This is a genomic window from Rhizobium sp. NZLR11 (assembly GCF_019685115.1).
In the GTDB taxonomy this organism is placed as follows: Bacteria; Pseudomonadota; Alphaproteobacteria; order Rhizobiales; family Rhizobiaceae; genus Rhizobium.
Window position 1 is genome coordinate 25,350 of sequence record NZ_JABDWD010000027.1, and the last position, 18,255, is coordinate 43,604.

Sequence of the window (18,255 nt, forward strand, 5' to 3'; positions counted from 1 at the left end):
GTTGACGGCTACTGCGCGGCAATAGACACTTTAGTACCTACGCCTATGTCGGATTGCAGGCATTCCAGGTCCGCCACCCTCGATCAGTCTAACAACGATGCGAGGCGCAATGCATCCTGAAGTTCGTCGGCACTGAAGGGCTTGAACAGACAGTCCGAGGCACCTTCGCGTATCAACCTCGCCCGCACGTCCTCATCCCTGATCGCCGTTATGAAAATGATAGAAATCCTTTGGCCTCTCCGACCGAGTTCCTGCTGAAGCTCCGGCCCGGTCATGCCAGGCATTGCCACGTCGAGGATCATGCCGTCGCTGGTTTGTGGCGACTTAGAATTCAAAAAAGCCTCAGCGGACGCAAAAGCTTCCACAGACAGACCGAACGAGCGGAGGAGATCCGGTAGGGCTTCGCGGACGGATTCGTCGTCGTCGACGACCGAGACATGTTTCTTGCTGGTAGTCATAAATTCCTCCGCATATCACTTGCCGTCGGTACCGCCGACCGACCGATACTTTCCCCGTCGCCGCTCGGAGATGTCGGGAGCGAAAATCCTACGGTAGCACCATGGTCAGCGTTTGGTGCAGCCCACAGCCGGCCTTGATGGTTCTCTATAATCGAACGACTGACAGAGAGGCCGATTCCCATGCCGTCTGGCTTCGTCGTGTAAAAAGCGTCGTAAATTCGGTCCACCCCCTGGGGGGCAAAGCCTACGCCGGTATCCTCGATGTAGAGCCGGATTTCTCGAAGGCCTCCCTCTGTCCTCAAACGAATTCGTCGCGGCCGATCTCCCGCGGCCGGCATCGCCTCGATCGAATTTCGAAGCAGGTTCATGATAACTTGCTGAAGCTGCACGCGAGCGCCGGTCACGCGCGGCAAATCGTTTGCGAAGTCGGCCGTCAATGACGTTTTCGCATGCTGCAGATCGCTCGATATCAGTGCGATGACTTCCTCGGCAATCTCATTGATGTCGACTGCCTCGAGGTGCGGCGGTTTGCGGCTAAACAATTCCCAAAGACGGGCGATCACGTCGGCAGCGCGGTTGGCGTCGCGGATCGTTCGCCGGGCCGTGTCCTTCGCGATATCGAGATTTGGAGGATTCGAAGCCAGAACTCGCAGACAAGTCTCCGCATTGGTCACCATGCCAGCTAGCGGTTGATTCACCTCGTGAGCAATTGACGCGGTCAACACGCCGAGGCTCGTAACGCGAGTTACGTAGGACAGTTCTGATCGCGCCCGATTGAGCGCATCTTCCGCCTTCCGGCTCTCGGTGACGTCCTGCACGGCGCCGATCAATTCCTGATCCCCATCCCTGTTCCGCTCACTATGCGCAAGCACCCGTACGTATTTTGGCGATTGGCTCGGCGTTATCAGGGTTATGTCGTAGTCGAAGTCGCCGGCCCCTCTGTTGGCTTGATCGATAACCTGCTCCACCGTAGCTAGACTATCGGGATCCAGACGGGACAGGACGATGTCGAGCGTCACCGGCGTCGTCGGATCGACTTCGAAGATACGATAGGTTTCCGCCGACCAGGTGACTTCGCTTGTGCCGAGATTGAGCAGGAAACTCCCCGTCTTGCTGAGGCGTTGAGCGTCCGCGAGGAAAGCCTCGCTTCTGCGAAGCTTCTCCTCGGCTCGCTTTCGGTCGTCGATATCCGTCAATAGTCCATACCAACGGATGATCTTGCCTTCGGCGTCGCGAAGGGGAAGCCCTCGAAGCTGGAACCATCTCCAGGTGCCGTCGTGCCGCAGAAAGCGGGTTTCGTAGTCGTATGGTTCTCCCGTGGCGATTGAACCCATGAAGCTATCGATGCAGGTCTGCAGATCGTCCGGGTGCGTGATGCCGTTGCTCGACCAGTCGTTCAACTCTGAGAGCGGACGCTCGAAATAGTCGAGGATCTGCTGATTGCCATCGATCAACTGGGCATCCGGCGAGAAGATCGCGATCATGCCCGCGATGCCGTCGACGATCAAACGGGACTCACGCTCCCGTTCGGCCAGTGCTCGTTCCGCGCGCTTCCGGTCTTCGATATCGATGTGGGTTCCATACCACTTTACGACCGTACCGTCGTCTCCGAGAAGCGGCGTTGCGCGAAAGAGAAACCACCGGTATGCGCCATCGCTTCCACGCATTCGCGCTTCGAAATCAGCAGGTCGGCCCGATATCAGTGACGCGTTCCAAAACTTTGCGAGATCGCTGGCGTCCTCCGGATGAATGACGGATTCCCAACCGGAGCCTTCGGCTTGTTCGGCATTCATTCCTGCATATTCAAGCCATCTATCGTTCACGAAGTCGCAGTAGCCATCGGGGCGGCACGTCCATACGGTGACTGGCATCGCGTTAACGATGTTGCGAAATGCCAGTTCGTTGAACCGCAGCGCTTCCTCGGCTTTCCGCCGATCATCGATATCGATATGAAGCGCGTACCAACGTGCGACGGCGCCGCTTTCATCCGCGAGGGGACAACCGACAATCCTGAACCATCGATATTCGCCGTCGGCGCGCCGGAGCCGTACCTCGGCCTCGTAGGCGGTGCCTTTATCGACCGCCCGTTGAATGGCTTTGGTTAACCCCTGCATGTCATCGGGATGGACGACATCACTTCGACCCCAGGAACGTAGTTCATCAAGCGACCGACCATAGTATTGCAGGAGGTGGCCGTTGATCGCCTCGACGTTTCCGTTCGAATCGAGAACTCCTATGCCGGCCGGAATACTTTCCAAGATAGTCTGATTTTCCGATGCCTTCGCGGCGGCGCCGTGTCGCATCTCTGGTCGCGATGCAATGTCCGCCCCCTCGGTCGCCAAGCCGTACCACCTCTCCACCCGGTCGTTGTCGATCAATGGCTTGCAGCGGACATGCAATTCCTGCAACGCGGCGGTGGGGTGACTTATTGGCAATGTGATTTCGAAAGGCTCGCGTCCGGACAGCAGCGCGTACCACTGCTGTCTCGTGTTCCGCAAGTCTGCGGGAGAGGCGGCTAGTGGCCAAACCGTCACCGCTTCGCCAAGCCCGAGGAAATCAACCAAATTGGCGTTCATGAAATCGATGCTGCCGTCCGGGAGGGCGGTAAAAGCCATTCCTGGCAACGCTTCCAGAACCCGAACGAGTTCCACGCTCATATCTATCCTTTTCGCGGGATTGCACCCTCAGGATACCGTGCGTTTTAATCAACCTGCCGTATATTATCCTATGGTATCGGTTGTGCCGTTATCGCCGGGTTCTACCAAGTTGTGCCGCGCGCCGATCGAGGCTTTACGCTTCAGTGAATTTCGGGTGGCTCCTCCAGCCGAAGGCGCGCGGCCATGTTCACGAGGTCGGGAAGAGTTCGGGCGCACATCTTCCGCATGACTTGGCCGCGATGCGCCTTGACGGTGATCTCGCTGATATCCAACTCGTATGCCACTTGCTTGTTGAGAAGCCCTTTGACCACGCGCACCATGACCTCTCGTTCGCGCTTGGTAAGCGCCTCGTAACACCCTTGCAGCGCAAGCAGGTTGCTATCGTCACGCAACATGGCCGCGCTCTGTTCCAACGCCGAGCTCACGGCCTCCAGGAACGCAACCGTCTCGATCGGTTTGGTAAGGAAATCCAACGCGCCTCCTTTGAGAGCTTTCACGGTCGTCGGGACGTCGCCGAAACCGGACACGAATATGATCGGCATCCTGCTCCGGCTTATCGTAATCATGCTCTGGAGATCGAGGCCGTTCAGTCCTGGCATATTCACGTCAAGAACCAGGCAGCAGGGAGAGGCCAGAACCGGTGCTTCGAGAAAACTATGCGCGGAGTCGAAAAGCAGGGGTCGCCACCCGGCGGAGCCAATCAGCAGCTCCAGCGATTCTCGCACTGAGATGTCGTCATCAACGACGAAGACTGTCGGTCGATCCTGATCGCCTAGGTTCGAAGTCGTCACCGTGGAGGTCATCCGGTACATGTGCTCTCCCAAAGAGCTGTCCAGGTCGTCGCCAACTTCCCGAAAAATGGTATCACAAAATGTGCGCTTGGCGACAAAATCATCAGTTCGCTTAGCAAGCCTGGACAGAATGATCGGTCCAGCGGGGAAGTCCATTGTACGATGGTATCGGGCCTTAAGGGTCGCGCGTCACCTGCTTGTTGGGTAGAAGGCCCGTGACCGGCAACTTCGCGCGGCTCGCCGGCGCCTAAAGCGGTCAGGAGCAGATAATGGATCGTATCGATGCAATGAAGGTCTTTGTCACTGCGGTTGAAGAAGGAAGCCTGGCGGGCGCCGCTCGTAGGCTGAAGCGGTCCCCGACTGCGATCAGTCGGGCATTGGGTCTGCTTGAGCAACATGTTGGCGTGGAGCTCCTTCACCGAACGACAAGGAGTCTAAAGCTCAGCGAAGCGGGCCAGAGATATGTCGAAGCATGCCGCAGGGTGCTTGTCGATCTCGAGGAGGCAGACATGATCGCCGGCTCAGAGCGATCCTCTCCGCGAGGAACGCTGACAATTTCGGCGCCGCCCATCCTGGGCGAAGAGGTGCTCCGGCCGATCCTCGACAGCTTCCTTCGTGAGAACGCCAACGTCTCCGTTCGGCTTTTGATGCTCGATCGCTTCGTGAACCTGGTCGACGAGGGAGTGGACTTCGCCCTGAGGATCGGAAATCTCGCCGACTCGACCCACATGTCCACGCGCATTGGCGGAGATGTTCGCCGCGTCGTGGTCGCCGCGCCGCAATATCTCGACAGTCGAGCCGCAATCACTGAGCCGTCGGATCTCTCCCGCCACGACTTGATCGCCTTCTCGAACTTCGGCCTCGAATCCTGGAGCTTCGCGCCGGCCAAAGGCACTTCCGTCCCAAGAACCGTTCACTTCACCCCACGCTATCTCGTCAACAGCGTCCGAGCGGCTGCGGCATCGGCCGCCGAAGGAATGGGCGTGACGCGGCTCTATTCGTATCACGTCGCAGAATATGTCCGCGACGGTCGCCTAAGAGTCGTTCTTCATCAGGCGGAGCCACCTGCGCTGCCAGTTCACATCCTGACCCCTCAAGGACGCGCAGCCGTTCCGAAAGTTCGAACCTTCATCGACTTTGCAGTTCCGCGTCTACGTTCGGAACTTGGACGCATCGCCGCGGAATCCGGAAGCCTCGAATAATTGTGCCGAAACGCGGTTGGCTGCCTGCAGGCAAGCGACGGTTCTCCGCGCCGTCCTTCCCAGCTAACCTCCTAGTCACGGTGATGAGCTCGGCACCGGCTCGGTGCTCGTCAACCGAGGCGGACGGACGAGTGTCGCTGGTAGCCAGCGGGAACGCCGGCCCGAGAGGACCGGCGTTCTTGCGAAATGCTCGGGGCGGAGATGGTTGCCTGGGGCGCAGGCTTTCGTTCAGGAGGTCACGTCGGCAGGGTTTGGCCAGACTGCTCTTTGACCAGATAGTCGGCGTACCATTCTGGCCACGCCTCGTCGTGCTTGCCGCCGTCGCGCTTCTCATGCTCGCCATGGGCGGCCGCGGCCCTGCGCAGCGCCTCTGCGAGGTCGCCGGCGGATGTGAACGCTGCACCTTTGGTGTCGATGCGACCAGGAAGTCTCGCCGTGACTTCCTGTAGGAGCCAGCCGTTTCCGTCCGGGTCGGAGAAGGAGGCGAAAGAACCGTAGCTCGACCGGGAGGGATGTGGTCCTGGCAGCCGCTGGTCGGCGCCCTTGTGATGGAAGACGCCGCCGGCGTCGTGAAAGACGCCGCTCATCTCGGCGCCGCGGGAGGCAAGAGCCGCGTGCGCCATCTCGATGTCGGTAACGACCAAGTGGAGGCCTTGAGCGGAACCGGGTGAGGCGGCCGTCACATTCGATCCGAAAATCGTGGAGCAAGGCGAGCCTGGAGGGGTCACCTGCACGACGCGAAAACCGTCCTTGCCAGAGACGTCGGCGTCGAGCCTCCAGCCAAGGCCGGTGTAGAAGGACTTGGCGCGATCGACGTCGGACACGGGAATGACGACGACTTCGAGCTTCATGTCGATGTGATCCGCGCGCGCGGATTTGGTTGGGGTGGGTTCTTGGATAGCCATCTCGATCTCCCTGTTAATCGCGGTCACTTTCACCGCGATCGGCACGATGCGCCGTCGCTGTCCCCGATGTCCATTGTCCCAAGGTGTCGATGCGTCGAGCACGTCGGTAACCGATCCATTGGTATCGCCAATACCTTCGAACAATATCCTCGGCAGCCCTGCCGGACGATCCCTTAGACGCATTCCAACCATTCAGTTTCAACGGAGGACGTCATGTCAGCAGGAGTAGAAGCGAGAACCGCACTATCGACGACGCGGCGCGAACTGCTTGCAGTCACAGCCGCGACCGCCGCACTCAGCATTCTCCCCAAGCCCGTCAGGGCGGCGACGGAGGGCGATGCTATCCGCCCCTTCAAGTGCGCAATCCCGCAGGAGGAGGTCGATGAGCTGCGCCGCCGTGTCTGTGCGACACGTTGGCCTGGCAAGGAGACGGTTTCCGACCGTTCGCAAGGCGCGCAGCTTCAAAAGCTAAAGCCGCTCGTGGAGTACTGGGGCAAGGAATACGACTGGCGGCGCGGCGAGAAGAAGCTAAACGCGCATACGCAGTTCATGACTAGGATCGATGGCCTCGACATTCACTTCATTCACGTCAAGTCCAAGCACGCGGACGCCCTGCCGCTGATCATGACGCACGGCTGGCCCGGATCGGTGCTCGAACTCGTCAAGACGATCGGGCCGCTCACCGATCCGGCCGCTCACGGCGGCGCCGCGGAGGACGCCTTCCACGTCGTCATACCGTCGATGCCCGGCTACGGCTTCTCGGAAGTCCCAAGCGAAACCGGATGGGGCCCGGACCGCATCGGGTGGGCGTGGCACGTGCTGATGAAGCGGCTCGGCTACGACCGTTATGTGTCGCAGGGCGGGGACTGGGGCGCTGTCGTATCCGACAAGATGGCGGCGCAGGCACCGGACGGACTGCTCGGCATTCACACGAACATGCCGGCGACCGTTCCGCCCGACATTGCGAAGGCGCTCGCCGATGGCGAACCCGCGCCGGCCGGGCTTTCCGAAGACGAGAAGGCCGCCTACGAGCAGATGAACGCGCTGTACACGAAGGGCGCGGCCTACGCTTTGATGATGGTCACGCGGCCGCAGACGCTGGGCTATGCGTTGACCGATTCACCGGTCGGTCTCGCCGCCTGGTACTACGACAAGTTCGCCGACTGGACCTACAGCGGCGGCGACCCGGAGCAGTCGCTGACTAAGGACGAGATGCTCGACGACATCTCCCTCTACTGGTTCACAGGGACCGCGACGTCAGGTGCGCGGCTCTACTGGGAGAACAACGCCAACAACTTCAACGCCGTCGACATCAAGATTCCGGCTGCGATCACGGTGTTCCCCGGCGAGATCTACCAGGCTCCGAGGAGCTGGGCCGAGAAGGCGTACCACAACCTCATCTACTACAACAAAGTCGACAAGGGCGGCCACTTCGCCGCCTGGGAGCAGCCAGACCTTTTCGCATCGGAGCTTCGGGCGGCGTTCAGAACGCTGCGCTGACGCTTTATCCAAAGCACCGCAATAAAGGAGAAATGACAATGACAAACTTTCCAAGAGGCACTGCACTGATCACCGGTGGATCGTCGGGTATCGGCGCGCTCTACGCCGACAGGCTCGCCCGCCGCGGCTACGACCTGATACTGGTGGCGCGCAGCCAGGATGCGCTCGCCAGGATCAGCAAGGACATCGCAAGTTCGACCGGTCGGAAGATAAAGACCGTCCGGGCGGATCTCGGCCAGCGCGACGACCTCTCGAAGGTCGAAGGAATCCTTCGGAGCGACCCGTCGATCACCATGCTCGTCAACAACGCCGGGGTGGGCGCAGTCGAACCGTTGCTCATGTCCGACGTCGAGGCGATGGAAAAAATGATTGCGATCAACGTGACGGCTCTTACTCGTCTCGTCTATGCCGTCGCGCCGTCCTTCGTCGCACGCGAGCACGGCACGATCGTCAACATGGCTTCCGCATTAGGCATCGCTCCCGAGATCCTCAACGGGGTCTACGGCGCAACGAAGGCGTTCGTCATCGCTCTGACGTTCTCTCTGCAGAAGGAACTCGCAGAAAAAAACATCCGAATCCAGGCCGTACTTCCCGGCGCAGTGGAGACGCCGTTCTGGGAAGCGTCAGGCGGCTCGCTTGACCGTCTTCCGGACCAGATCGTCATGAAGGCGGAAGACGCCGTCGATGCGGCGCTCGCCGGTCTCGACATGGGCGAGCTGATCACCCTTCCGTCGGTTCCCGACATCGCCGACTGGAACGCATATGAGGCGGCTCGCCAGAAGCTGATGCCGAACCTTTCTCGCAACGTTCCCGCCCCGCGCTACCGGACGCCGGCACTGGCGTCTTGAAACCGGTGGGACAACACATAAGAAGAGAAGCAGAGATGTCCGACTGGAATCTTTTGAACGGTTTTCCGCGCGTGCGCCTGGTGAACGGACCGACGCCGATCCAGCGGCTGGATCGTCTGGAGCAAGTCCTCGGCGAGCGTCGACGAGGCGTCTCGATCTGGGCGAAGCGAGACGATCTGATGGAACTGGGGGGCGGGGGCAACAAGCTACGCAAGCTCGAATTCCTGATCGGCCAGGCCCTGTCGGAAGGCTGCGACACTCTCGTCGTAACTGGCGGCGTGCAGTCGAACTTCGCTCGTCTGGCCGCGGCCGCCTGCGCCAGAACCGGAATGGCATGCGAGGTCGTTCTGGCTCAAATGGTGCCCCGCGGGACCGAGATCTACCAGACGAACGGCAACGTCTTGTTGGATCGGCTCTTTGGCGCCCGTGTCCACCTCCTCGGCACGGGCGATGATGCGGGCGCATTCGCCAGGAGCCGCGCGTCGGAAATCGCCGCGGCTGGAAGCAAGGCTTTCGTGGGCACGCTTGGTGGTTCAACGCCGGTCGGAGCTTTAGGCTACATTGACTGCGCACTCGAAGTCGAAGTGCAATCGACCGAAATCGGCGTCGCGTTCGACCAGATGATTGTCCCGAATGGCAGCGGCGGCATGCACGCCGGTCTCGCCGCAGGAGCTGTTTTAGCCGGAAAAGATCCGTCGAGGATCAGAGCGTATACCGTTCTCTCGCCAGCGGAGGCGTGCGTCGCCGCGACGGTGGAAAAAGTCAACGCTGTCTTCGACCTTCTCGGGGAGCAATACCGAATTCGAGGGGAGGAGCTGGCGATAGACGGCGCTCAGCTCGGTAGCGGCTACGGCATGCCGACGTCCGAGATGGTCAAAGCAGTCAATCTCGTCGGCCGCACTGAAGGCCTGCTTCTGGATCCCGTCTACGGAGGGAAGGCCTTTGCCGGCCTGCTGTCCGATATCGAAAACGAAGTCATCGCGCCAGGATCGAACGTCCTGTTCGTCATGACGGGAGGTTCTCCTGGGCTCTATGCCTATGCAGACGCCCTGAGCAGCGACTGATCCTCTCCCCGGAGGGTCATTATCATCAACCCGACATAAAACGAGGAATGCCATGCCCACGAAACCTAAGATCGCCATCATCATCGGCTCCACCCGGCCGACCCGTTTCGCCGACAAGCCCGCACAGTGGATACTGAAGCAGGCTCAGGCTCGCGACGACATCGACGTCGAAATCGTCGATCTGCGCGACCATCCGCTGCCGTTCTTCGACGAGGTCGCGTCGAACGCCTACGCACCAAGCCAGAGTGCGGAAGCCGTTCGTTGGCAGCAGACCGTGGCCCGCTACGACGGGTACATCTTCGTCGTCGCGGAATACAATCGCTCGATCACCGGCGTGCTGAAGAACGCCCTCGACCAGTCATACGTGGAATGGGCACGCAAGCCGTTCACCGCGATCGCCTATGGCACGGCGGGCGGGTCGCGCGCACTCGAGCATCTGCGCGGAATCGGCGTCGAGCTGCAGATGGTTTCCACGCATGCGGCCGTTCATATCGGCGGCAGCGACTTCTTCACCGTCTTCTCGATGGGCGGCAACAAGCCGATCGAAGAGATCGAAGCCAACCTGCTGCCGTCGGCGAAGACTGCGCTGGACGAGCTGGTCTGGTGGGCGAAGGCCACGATGGCTGCGAAGGCTTCAGAGGTGTAACCTCTGCGAGACAAGGAGCGGGGGCGTCAGCGCCCCCCGCTCCAGTTTATCGTCTACACGCGAGCGGCGGAATTGCTATTCTTGAGTGGAGCTGGAAGCAGGTCTGCCGGGAAGTCCTGGTAGGACACCGGGCGCAGGAAACGGTAGATCGCCAATGTGCCTACCGACGTCGATCTTCCGTCCGACGTCGCCGGATAAGGTCCGCCATGGACCATCGCCGGGGAGACCTCGACGCCCGTCCCGAAGCCGTTGACGAGGAGCCGTCCGGCGAGAAGTTCCAACTGCGGGATCATCTTGGAGGCGGCGACGACGTCTTCGGCATCCACGTGTAGCGCGATGGTCAACTGACCTTCCAAGGATTCGACGACCCTGCGCAGATCGTCGTGGTCACTGCAGCGAACGATCAGTCCCGCCGCGCCGAAAACTTCTTCCTGAAGCTCCGGATTGGCGAGAAAGGAAGCCGCCGTCGTCTGGAAAAGCGCGGCCGAGGCCTGATGAGCCGTTCCGTCCTTCCCGACAGAGACCTGCGATACGGATGGTGACGACGCAAGCCTTGCAACGCCCTTTCGATACGCCTCGCAGATGCCGCCTGTCAGCATGGTCTGAGCCGGCGCTTCCGCCAAGGCCGCCGCCGCGCTATCGACGAAGGCGTCGAGGCCCGCACCCTCGATGGCGATGATCAGCCCAGGATTCGTGCAGAATTGACCGGCGCCGAGGATGAGCGAAGCCGCGAACGATCTTCCGATTTCCGCGCCCCGGCTGAATAGTGCGTTCGGATAGAGGATGACGGGGTTGATGCTGCTCATTTCGGCGTAGACGGGTATGGGCTGCTTCCGCTCCGATGCGATCTTCATCAGCGCTGTCCCGCCACGGCGCGAGCCGGTGAAGCCGACGGCGCGAATACGATGGTCGGCGACAAGGGTCTGGCCGACCTCGAATCCTGCGTCGAACAAAAGCGCGAAAGTCCCCGACGGAAGCCCACATGCCGCGACGGCGTCAACGACGGCCTTGCCAACGAGTGCGGAGGTTCCGGGATGGGCGGAATGCGCCTTGACGATCACCGGACATCCTGCTGCGAGGGCAGAGGCGGTGTCGCCGCCAGCGACAGAAAAGGCTAGGGGGAAGTTCGACGCCCCGAACACTGCGACCGGTCCGAGAGCGATGTTGCGGAGCCGAAGGTCGGGCTTCGCCACCGGCTTGCGGTCGGCGTCGGCGGGATCGAAACGCAAGTCCTGGAAAGCACCGTCTCGGACCTCCTTCGCGAAAAGCCTAAGCTGTCCGACCGTCCGGGCACGCTCTCCTTCGATGCGGCCACGCGGCAGTCCCGTCTCGTCGATCGCTCGCAGGACGAGTTCGTCGCCAAGGGCCAGAATTCCTTCCGCTATCGCTTCCAGGAAGCGGGCCCGATCTTCGAGCGACGTCTCCTTGTAGGCCGGGAAGGCGTCCCAGGCCAACGCTGCGGCCTGCTCGACCTGCTCCTTCGTCGCGCCTGCGAAGTTCGGCTCCATGGTGTTGCCGTTCGCAGGATTGGTCGCGAAGAACGCTGAGGCGGCACCGCGCACGTTTGCGCCGCCGATAAGAAGGTCGCCTGAGAGTGTCATCGTGGATCCTTTCGAAATGATGAGCGGGCCGCCTTCCAACAAAATGGGGGAGTGATGCGAGGCGTCCGCGGCTGGCTGTCGAATTCAAATAAGGTTCGGCGAAGCACGTGCCAACCCCCGAAGCGCAAATAGTATTACTTTTCGATGTCAGAAATCCGGCGTGTGGTAGGACGCGCGCCGGATGGCTGTTGGCAACGGCGTCGACCTTACGCCGTCTGGGTGAGAGCGATCGCCGCCACGGTTTCCTTTGTGTCGACGATGGCACTGGCGTAGCTCGGAAGATTGACCGCCAGGGCTGCGTGCATCATTTCCGGCGAGTAGTCGGCGACCGCGTCCTTGACGACCGTGACGTCGTAGCCGAGCTCGACCGCATAGCGGACGGTCGCCTCGATGCAGGTGTGGGCCACCAACCCGATCACGATAACACGCTGTATGCCGTGCCGTTTCAGCTCGAGATCGAGATCGGTGTTGGCGAAGCCGCTTGAGCACCAGTGTTCCGATGCGACGACCTCGCCGGCCACGGGCACGAATTCGGCACGGAACTCACCGCCCCACGTGCCGAACTCGAAGCTCTTGCGGTGCCAGGCCGCACGCTGGATCGGCGCCACGTACTTCCAGTTCTCGTAGTCTCCGGCCCGGTAGCGATGATGCATCGCGAAGAACACCCGGAGCTTAGCTTCGCGGGCGGCGGTCAGCACTTCAAGCATGTGTGGAACGCAGTTGTTCGCCTCCGCGACCTCCTTGATCCGCGGCCAGATCTTGCCACCCTCAGAAATGAAGTCGTTGTAGGGATCGACCACCAGCAGTCCGGTGTTGCTTCGATCGAAGGATAGGTCAGTCATGATGTTCTCCTTCGCCGGATCAGGCCGCCTTCGTCGCGGAGTTCTTCAGGGCTGCGCGTTCAATGCTCGCAGCGAACAGCGGCGTCTCGCCTTTGTTGTGGGCGATGGACATCGGCTGTCGCTGCGTTCGGAAGAGTTCGAACGGGATGCCCTGGCGATCGAGGAAGGCGATCATCTCGTCCGTTGCAAAGGATTGGACGCGGTTGGTGAATTCGCAGCGGTTCGCATCGAGCTTCTTCACACTCAGTTCCCAGGTGACGTGGATGGTGACCCGGCCGTTGGGCGTAAAGACGTCGGAATCGGAGTCGAGGATGAGATGATCCTTTTCGCCGAGTGTCTCATGGTAATGCTGGACCATCAGGCTGCCGCCGATCGTCTCGACGTTGATCGACATCCGCGTGCCGTCGGCCGCGGTGGTGAAGCCTGCCGCGATGTGGGCCGGCGAGCAGCCTTGATATTCTTTTTCAGGAAGATTGAAGCACCACGTCGGGATGTCGATCTTCTCGATCGGCGCATTGATGATGGCCGAAAAGCTTGAATCGACGATCTGGTGTTCGAGACTGTGCATGGGATATCTCCATTGTCGTTGAGTGCGTTGAAGGATGTCCGATGCCCGCGCGCGACCTGCCGCTCGCCACGCGGGCACCGTCTCGGCCTACTGGTCGGCCAGAGTTTGCGTGTAGTGTCCGAGCTTGGCCTCGATGTCCGGATCCTTCTGCAGGCCCATTTCCATCAGCCGTCCGATGTTCTTCTGCGCCGCCGGACGCTGGACCGACGTGATGAAGGCGTCCCAGCCGGCGGCGATCTCGGGATCGCTCGGAAGGCTCGCGAAATCGACCAGCCGCTTGGTGTCCGCAATGGCCTGTCGGTCGAAGCCGGAGATTCGCGTCGCGAGGGCGTCTACGAACGGATCGAGTTTGTCGTCGTCGAAGGAGCGGTTGACGTAGCCGTACTCCTCAGCGAGATCGCCGTTGATGTCGTCGGATCCGAGAAGAACTTCGAGCGCTCGACCGCGCCCCATCAGTCGCGGTAGTCTTGCCATGGGGCCGCCGCCGGGGACGAGGGCAGCGCCAACCTCCCACTGTGAGAGAATTGCCTTCTGACGGCTGGCGAAGCGCATGTCGCTGGCGAGAGCAAGCTCGCTTCCGACGCCGGTCGCGCGGCCGCGGATCAGCGCGATTGAAACGACCGGCGATTTGCTGATGCGAACCAGCATGTCGGGCAGGGGGTGCAAGCCCGTAGGCCCAGAGGGAAGGCTGGTGGATTCGGCGAGGGGCGGCGTAAAGTTGTAGTGGGTGAGGAAGAACCCCGGTACGTCGCTGTCGAAAACGACGACTCTAAGATTGGGATCGCTCTCGATTGCGGCCACCACTTTCTCCAACTGAGGGATCGTCTCCGGTCCGAAGATGTTGAAGGGCGGATTGTCGAAGGTGACACGCCAGTAGGCGGGCGTCCGCTTGTCCACCTTGATCTGCGCATGTTCCTGACCTGCGTGGGCCTTGACGACCGCACCGCGGTCCACCTGTTCGGCGACCTTCGTCTGACCGGATAGGGCGAGCGCCGGAAGCAGCAGTAGCGCCGCGGCGGTAAGGGCTTTCGACGACATCGCGATTGCGCTTGTCCTGGTAGGTTGTCTGACCTTCATGGCTGGCTCCGTTCTTGGGTTTGGGATGCAAACGCTGGCCCGATCTCGAAGACCAGTTCGATCTCGACCGGCATTCCAAGCGGTATGCTGGAAACACCGAGGACGATGCGGGGAGGGAGCCGGGCGGGACCGAACACGTCGAGCAATAGCTCCGACGCTCCATCGGCGACTTTGGGGTGTTCATGGAAATCGGCAGGGCAGGCGATATAGACGCCCAGCTTGGCGACCGATCGAATTCTGTCCAGCGTTCCTAGCTGCGACTGCGCGGCGGCTAGACCACTAAGGCAGGCCGCCCGCGCCGCGTCGTAGCCTTCGGCGACGGACAGCTCGCGGCCGACGAGGCCCGTATAGAGTGGCAAATGTCCGGCGACCGGTAGCATGCCGCTTAGGAAAAGCAGCGAGCCGCTTTGGAACGCTTCGACATACGCGCCGAATGGCGTGGGCGCCTTCGGGAGGCATATCGCCAGTTCCTTGATGCGCGCCTCAGCGCTCGCGACTACCATTTGCCCAGATGTGCGCCGTTGTCGACGTGCAGCACCTCCCCGGTGATGTTTGAGGATTCCGTCAGATAGACGACGCCGTCGACGATCTCCTGAACCGCCGTGATAGTCCCCATCGGCGACAAGGATTCGAGGAAGGACCGCGGGTTTTTCGCATGGAGAGGAGTGTCGACCACCCCCGGAGACAAGGCGTTGACGCGGATGTTGTCCTTGGCGAACTCCAGCGCCAGGCTCTTGGTGACGGCGTTGAGGCCGCCCTTGGTAACCATTGGAAGCGACGCGGTCACGCCGGCAATCGGATGGTCCGTCAGCGACGACGTGATCGTCACGACGCTCCCGCCGGACTTCTGGCGCAGCATTTGTCCGATCGCGCGCTGCGTGAAATGGAGGAATCCCTCGACGTTCGTCGCGCACAGCCGCCGGAAATCGTCGATGGTGTATTCGAGGAACGGTTTGGTGAAGAACACTCCGGCATTGTTCACGAGTGCGTCGATCGAGCCGAACTGCTCAATCGCCGCCGCCGCCGCCCGCTCGGCGGTTTTCGGATCCGCGACGTCGCCGCTGATCAGTTCCAATCGCCCCGCACGGTCGAAAAGCGTGCTCTCGCTGATGTTCCGAGAGGTTCCGACGACGTTCCAGCCCTTGTCCAGGAACGTCTTGACGAGTCCGGCTCCGATCCCTTGCGACGCGCCTGTGATGATAACAGTCTTATGCACCTTCATGCCTGCCTCCGTTGTGGCGACGCGGGTACCCTTCGTCCGCCAGGTGGCGGTCGGTCGCTTTGTTCCTCGTGTGATGCGTTGATCCAGCCATCGGCCGGGAGCTTCCCGGCGGTCGCGCCGTCGTCCGCTCTGCCACGACAATCGCGCCGAAAATCGGGACCCGATATTGTACCAAGGTGTTCCCAATACCTTCGGATTGGGTCGCTCTTCAGGACACCAAGGTCCAATAGACGCGGGTCGTGGCCGGAGGTATCAGCGTTGCAACGTCACGCATGACAAGGAGTCCACATGACCCGCTGGCCGGATCGCCGAATTCTCGACCTGTTTGGAATCGAGCTTCCCATCATCCAGGCGCCGATGGCCGGAGCCACGACGGTCGAAATGGTCGTCGCCGCGGCCAAGGCCGGCGGTCTGGGGTCTCTCCCAAGCGCTCAGTTAAACGTCGAGGGGCTGCGTCAGGCCCTCCATGAGATCCGCGGCGCTACCCACGCGCCTGTGAACGTGAACTTCTTCTCACATGTTTCCCCCGCCGAAGATCTGGCAGCGCAGATGCGATGGAGAGCCCTGCTGGCGCCCTACTTCGTAGACGCAGGACTTGACCCCGCCGCGCCGATCGCCACGGCGGGCCGTGCACCATTCGACTCTTCGTTTTGCGAGGTGGTCGAGGAGTTGAAACCGGAGGTCGTGAGCTTTCATTTCGGGCTGCCCGAAAAATCACTGGTGCAGCGTGTGAAGGCGACAGGCGCGAAGATCATATCGTCCGCCACGACCGTGGCTGAGGCCGTCTGGCTCGAAAAAAACGGCGTCGACGCAGTCATCGCCATGGGTTTCGAGGCCGGCGGACATCGCGGGAATTTTTTGAGCCAGGACATGACGACACAGGTTGGAATCATGGCGCTCCTGCCCCAGGTGGTCGACGCGGTGCGGGTGCCGGTCATCGCCGCCGGCGGGATCGCCGACGGGAGAGGTGTCGCCGCCGCCCTGATGCTCGGAGCTTCCGCCGTCCAGGTCGGGACAGCCTACCTGTTCTGCCCTGAGGCGAGGATTCCCGCAGTTCAGGCAGAGGCGCTGGCTTCGGCCCGAGACGACAGCACCGCGATAACGAACGTTTTTACCGGCCGTCCAGCGAGAGGCATCGTAAACCGTCTGATGCGCGATCTAGGTCCAATCTCAGATGCCGTGCCTGCATTTCCAACTGCCGGAGGAGCTCTCGTTCCCATCAGAGCAAAAGCCGAGGCGGAGTCGAGGAATGATTTTACGAACCTCTGGTCGGGGCAGGCCTCCCGTCTTGCTTTGAAAGTTGGTGCCGAGGAATTGACGCGAGAGCTCTACCAATCCGCGTTGGACGTTATCGCACGCCGCAGTCCTACCTGACGGCATCCCGCAGATCCTTGCGGATCCCGGCAGACAGCCTGCCGCAGACTGACGGTTCACGCAGACCTCGACCAATCTACCTGAAGGGGAGCAGCCGTCGCGCGAATTCGTGGCGACATACTCCAGTCGAACAAAGGACAGCGTCATGTCTAAACACAGCCCCAGCCCATATGGGGTCGTGCTCGCTGGATCGGCGTCCCTCGCCATCGCCATGGGCGTCGGGCGGTTCGCATTCACTCCAATTCTGCCGATGATGCTACACGACGGCGTCCTTGATCTTTCGCGAGCCGGAGGACTCGCGACTGCCAACTACGTCGGCTACCTGGTCGGTGCATTGGCGGCGATGGCAGTACCCAAGAGGTGGGACCATACCTTCGTCATACGCCTGACACTAGTGGCCACGGTTCTGCTTACGGCTCTGATGTCTGCGCCCTACGCCGAGGCCTGGGTCGCTCTTCGGTTCTTGGCGGGCGTCGCTTCGGCGATCGGATTCGTCTTCACCTCCGGTTGGTGTCTCGCCCAGCTTTCGGGAACCGGCAGCTCGATCGGAAGCGCCATATTCACGGGACCCGGCGCAGGCATCGCCGTGTCCGGGCTGGCCGCCAGCGGGATGACCATTCTCGGGCTGTCCGGCCACACCGCCTGGCTGATATTCGCCGCGATCTCCGTCACGATCAGCGGGATCATCTGGAAGACCTTCGGCGAGAGCGCGAAGCCATCCGACGCCTATTCGGTGGGGGCGCCGACGCGCGCCTCCGGCAAGGTGCCGAAATCGGAAATGCCTCTATTTGCGATCGCATACGGGCTGGCCGGCTTCGGCTACATCGTCACGGCGACCTATCTTCCGGTGATCGCGAAGAACAGCATTCCTGGTTCACCCTTGCTCACCGTCTTCTGGCCGTTTTTCGGGGTCGCGGCAGTCGTCGGATCGCTGCTGGCGGCGCGCGTGGAGCATAGCGCCGACGTGCGGCTCCATCTGATTGCCGCATACCTCGTGCAGGCGGTCGGGGTGGGGCTGTCGGTTATCTGGCAGGACGCTTTCGGTCTTGCACTCAGCAGCGTTCTCGTAGGCCTGCCGTTCACTGCGATCAGCTTCTTCGCCATGAACGAAGTTAGGCGGATCAGATCGAGCCACCACGCGCGTTACATGGGACTACTGACGGCGGTGTTCGCGATCGGACAGATCATGGGGCCGCCTGCCGTAGGAGTGATCATGAGGCATGTGGTGAACGTAGACGCCGGGTTCGATCTCGCGCTTGCCGTCGCCAGCATTGCGCTCGTAGTCGGCGCCGCGATCTATGTTGCGATGATCCTGCTGTTTCCAAGCGAGCGGAATGCGAGGACCGTAGGGCGCTCGGTCCGTCCCACTTGAAAATCACGCGCTTCTATCTTCTCCGATGCGATCGTCGCGTATCTCCAAATTTATGCTCGACACCATCGTACAATAGAAGGGTTGGTATCGATTGCGCATGCTGCCCTGACGTAGAGACGGGTAAACCA

17 protein-coding genes are annotated in these 18,255 nt (G+C 61.2%); 7 read left to right on the forward strand and 10 right to left on the reverse strand.

Annotated features, from left to right (window positions below; all coding sequences use genetic code 11):
- Window positions 1–83: 83 nt before the first annotated feature.
- From HJB83_RS30215 to HJB83_RS30225, 3 genes are all read right to left on the reverse strand, one after another.
- Window positions 84–458: a response regulator gene (locus HJB83_RS30215; protein WP_207584021.1), complete on the reverse strand. Its 375-nt coding sequence runs from the start codon at window positions 456–458 to the stop codon at window positions 84–86.
- Complete coding sequence (locus HJB83_RS30220) at window positions 455–3,115, reverse strand: PAS domain-containing sensor histidine kinase (protein WP_221115924.1); 2,661 nt, start codon at window positions 3,113–3,115, stop codon at window positions 455–457. The genes HJB83_RS30215 and HJB83_RS30220 overlap by 4 nt, the downstream gene beginning before the upstream one ends.
- 140 nt (window positions 3,116–3,255) lie before the next feature.
- Complete coding sequence (locus HJB83_RS30225; protein WP_026157621.1) at window positions 3,256–3,927, reverse strand: response regulator transcription factor; 672 nt, start codon at window positions 3,925–3,927, stop codon at window positions 3,256–3,258.
- Between the two features lie 248 nt (window positions 3,928–4,175).
- Here HJB83_RS30225 and HJB83_RS30230 point away from each other — a divergent pair, with 248 nt between their 5' ends.
- Window positions 4,176–5,108: a LysR family transcriptional regulator gene (locus HJB83_RS30230; RefSeq protein WP_207584023.1), complete on the forward strand. Its 933-nt coding sequence runs from the start codon at window positions 4,176–4,178 to the stop codon at window positions 5,106–5,108.
- A gap of 236 nt (window positions 5,109–5,344) precedes the next feature.
- On the opposite strand, the gene HJB83_RS30235 is transcribed toward HJB83_RS30230, so the two are convergent.
- Entirely contained in the window at window positions 5,345–6,013 is a 669-nt protein-coding gene (locus HJB83_RS30235) for a VOC family protein (RefSeq protein ID WP_207584024.1), read from the reverse strand.
- Window positions 6,014–6,226: 213 nt separating this feature from the next.
- On the opposite strand from HJB83_RS30235, the gene HJB83_RS30240 reads away from it, so the two are divergent.
- Genes HJB83_RS30240 through HJB83_RS30255 form a run of 4 tightly spaced genes read left to right on the forward strand, consistent with a single transcriptional unit; the run spans window position 6,227 to window position 10,071 of the window.
- Window positions 6,227–7,513, forward strand: coding sequence for an epoxide hydrolase family protein (locus HJB83_RS30240; protein ID WP_207584025.1), 1,287 nt, complete (start codon window positions 6,227–6,229; stop codon window positions 7,511–7,513).
- Between the two features lie 38 nt (window positions 7,514–7,551).
- Window positions 7,552–8,361, forward strand: coding sequence for an SDR family oxidoreductase (locus tag HJB83_RS30245; protein ID WP_207584026.1), 810 nt, complete (start codon window positions 7,552–7,554; stop codon window positions 8,359–8,361).
- 35 nt (window positions 8,362–8,396) lie between these two features.
- The gene (locus HJB83_RS30250; protein ID WP_207584027.1) at window positions 8,397–9,425 is read left to right on the forward strand and encodes a D-cysteine desulfhydrase family protein; all 1,029 of its coding nucleotides are present in this window, start codon (window positions 8,397–8,399) and stop codon (window positions 9,423–9,425) included.
- A 52-nt stretch (window positions 9,426–9,477) separates the two neighbouring features.
- Window positions 9,478–10,071 (forward strand): NADPH-dependent FMN reductase, encoded by a 594-nt coding sequence (locus tag HJB83_RS30255; protein ID WP_077988599.1) that lies wholly within the window; start codon window positions 9,478–9,480, stop codon window positions 10,069–10,071.
- Window positions 10,072–10,124: 53 nt separating this feature from the next.
- Here HJB83_RS30255 and HJB83_RS30260 read toward each other — a convergent pair whose 3' ends face one another.
- The 6 genes from HJB83_RS30260 to HJB83_RS30285 form a co-directional block, all read right to left on the reverse strand.
- Entirely contained in the window at window positions 10,125–11,672 is a 1,548-nt protein-coding gene (locus HJB83_RS30260; protein WP_207584028.1) for an aldehyde dehydrogenase (NADP(+)), read from the reverse strand.
- 206 nt (window positions 11,673–11,878) lie between these two features.
- Complete coding sequence (locus HJB83_RS30265) at window positions 11,879–12,514, reverse strand: isochorismatase family cysteine hydrolase (RefSeq protein WP_221132268.1); 636 nt, start codon at window positions 12,512–12,514, stop codon at window positions 11,879–11,881.
- A 19-nt stretch (window positions 12,515–12,533) separates the two neighbouring features.
- A complete protein-coding gene (locus tag HJB83_RS30270) occupies window positions 12,534–13,082 on the reverse strand; it encodes a hypothetical protein (protein WP_207584030.1) in 549 nt (182 codons plus the stop codon).
- Window positions 13,083–13,169: 87 nt separating this feature from the next.
- Entirely contained in the window at window positions 13,170–14,159 is a 990-nt protein-coding gene (locus HJB83_RS30275) for an enoyl-CoA hydratase/isomerase family protein (RefSeq protein WP_221115926.1), read from the reverse strand.
- Entirely contained in the window at window positions 14,156–14,662 is a 507-nt protein-coding gene (locus tag HJB83_RS30280; protein ID WP_207584032.1) for a RidA family protein, read from the reverse strand. Before HJB83_RS30280 ends, HJB83_RS30275 begins: the two co-directional genes overlap by 4 nt.
- Window positions 14,656–15,381 carry an SDR family NAD(P)-dependent oxidoreductase gene (locus HJB83_RS30285; protein WP_221115927.1) on the reverse strand — a complete coding sequence of 242 codons (726 nt, stop codon included), beginning with the start codon at window positions 15,379–15,381 and terminating at the stop codon, window positions 14,656–14,658. The genes HJB83_RS30280 and HJB83_RS30285 overlap by 7 nt, the downstream gene beginning before the upstream one ends.
- A 288-nt stretch (window positions 15,382–15,669) precedes the next feature.
- Here HJB83_RS30285 and HJB83_RS30290 point away from each other — a divergent pair, with 288 nt between their 5' ends.
- Together HJB83_RS30290 and HJB83_RS30295 are read left to right on the forward strand one after the other, a co-directional pair.
- Window positions 15,670–16,755: a nitronate monooxygenase family protein gene (locus tag HJB83_RS30290; RefSeq protein ID WP_207584034.1), complete on the forward strand. Its 1,086-nt coding sequence runs from the start codon at window positions 15,670–15,672 to the stop codon at window positions 16,753–16,755.
- Window positions 16,756–16,900: 145 nt separating this feature from the next.
- Entirely contained in the window at window positions 16,901–18,127 is a 1,227-nt protein-coding gene (locus tag HJB83_RS30295; protein WP_221132267.1) for a YbfB/YjiJ family MFS transporter, read from the forward strand.
- Window positions 18,128–18,255: the final 128 nt, after the last annotated feature.

Bases quoted from the DNA above. Each gene is read 5' to 3' on its own strand.
- HJB83_RS30240 (WP_207584025.1), top strand. From the start codon at position 6,227: ATGTCAGCAGGAGTAGAAGCGAGAACCGCACTATCGACGACGCGGCGC.
- HJB83_RS30220 (WP_221115924.1), bottom strand. From the start codon at position 3,115: ATGAGCGTGGAACTCGTTCGGGTTCTGGAAGCGTTGCCAGGAATGGCT.
- HJB83_RS30280 (WP_207584032.1), bottom strand. From the start codon at position 14,662: ATGGTAGTCGCGAGCGCTGAGGCGCGCATCAAGGAACTGGCGATATGC.
- HJB83_RS30215 (WP_207584021.1), bottom strand. From the start codon at position 458: ATGACTACCAGCAAGAAACATGTCTCGGTCGTCGACGACGACGAATCC.
- HJB83_RS30265 (WP_221132268.1), bottom strand. From the start codon at position 12,514: ATGACTGACCTATCCTTCGATCGAAGCAACACCGGACTGCTGGTGGTC.
- HJB83_RS30275 (WP_221115926.1), bottom strand. From the start codon at position 14,159: ATGAAGGTCAGACAACCTACCAGGACAAGCGCAATCGCGATGTCGTCG.
- HJB83_RS30250 (WP_207584027.1), top strand. From the start codon at position 8,397: ATGTCCGACTGGAATCTTTTGAACGGTTTTCCGCGCGTGCGCCTGGTG.
- HJB83_RS30225 (WP_026157621.1), bottom strand. From the start codon at position 3,927: ATGTACCGGATGACCTCCACGGTGACGACTTCGAACCTAGGCGATCAG.
- HJB83_RS30270 (WP_207584030.1), bottom strand. From the start codon at position 13,082: ATGCACAGTCTCGAACACCAGATCGTCGATTCAAGCTTTTCGGCCATC.
- HJB83_RS30235 (WP_207584024.1), bottom strand. From the start codon at position 6,013: ATGGCTATCCAAGAACCCACCCCAACCAAATCCGCGCGCGCGGATCAC.
- HJB83_RS30230 (WP_207584023.1), top strand. From the start codon at position 4,176: ATGGATCGTATCGATGCAATGAAGGTCTTTGTCACTGCGGTTGAAGAA.
- HJB83_RS30295 (WP_221132267.1), top strand. From the start codon at position 16,901: ATGTCTAAACACAGCCCCAGCCCATATGGGGTCGTGCTCGCTGGATCG.
- HJB83_RS30245 (WP_207584026.1), top strand. From the start codon at position 7,552: ATGACAAACTTTCCAAGAGGCACTGCACTGATCACCGGTGGATCGTCG.
- HJB83_RS30290 (WP_207584034.1), top strand. From the start codon at position 15,670: ATGACCCGCTGGCCGGATCGCCGAATTCTCGACCTGTTTGGAATCGAG.
- HJB83_RS30260 (WP_207584028.1), bottom strand. From the start codon at position 11,672: ATGACACTCTCAGGCGACCTTCTTATCGGCGGCGCAAACGTGCGCGGT.
- HJB83_RS30285 (WP_221115927.1), bottom strand. From the start codon at position 15,381: ATGAAGGTGCATAAGACTGTTATCATCACAGGCGCGTCGCAAGGGATC.
- HJB83_RS30255 (WP_077988599.1), top strand. From the start codon at position 9,478: ATGCCCACGAAACCTAAGATCGCCATCATCATCGGCTCCACCCGGCCG.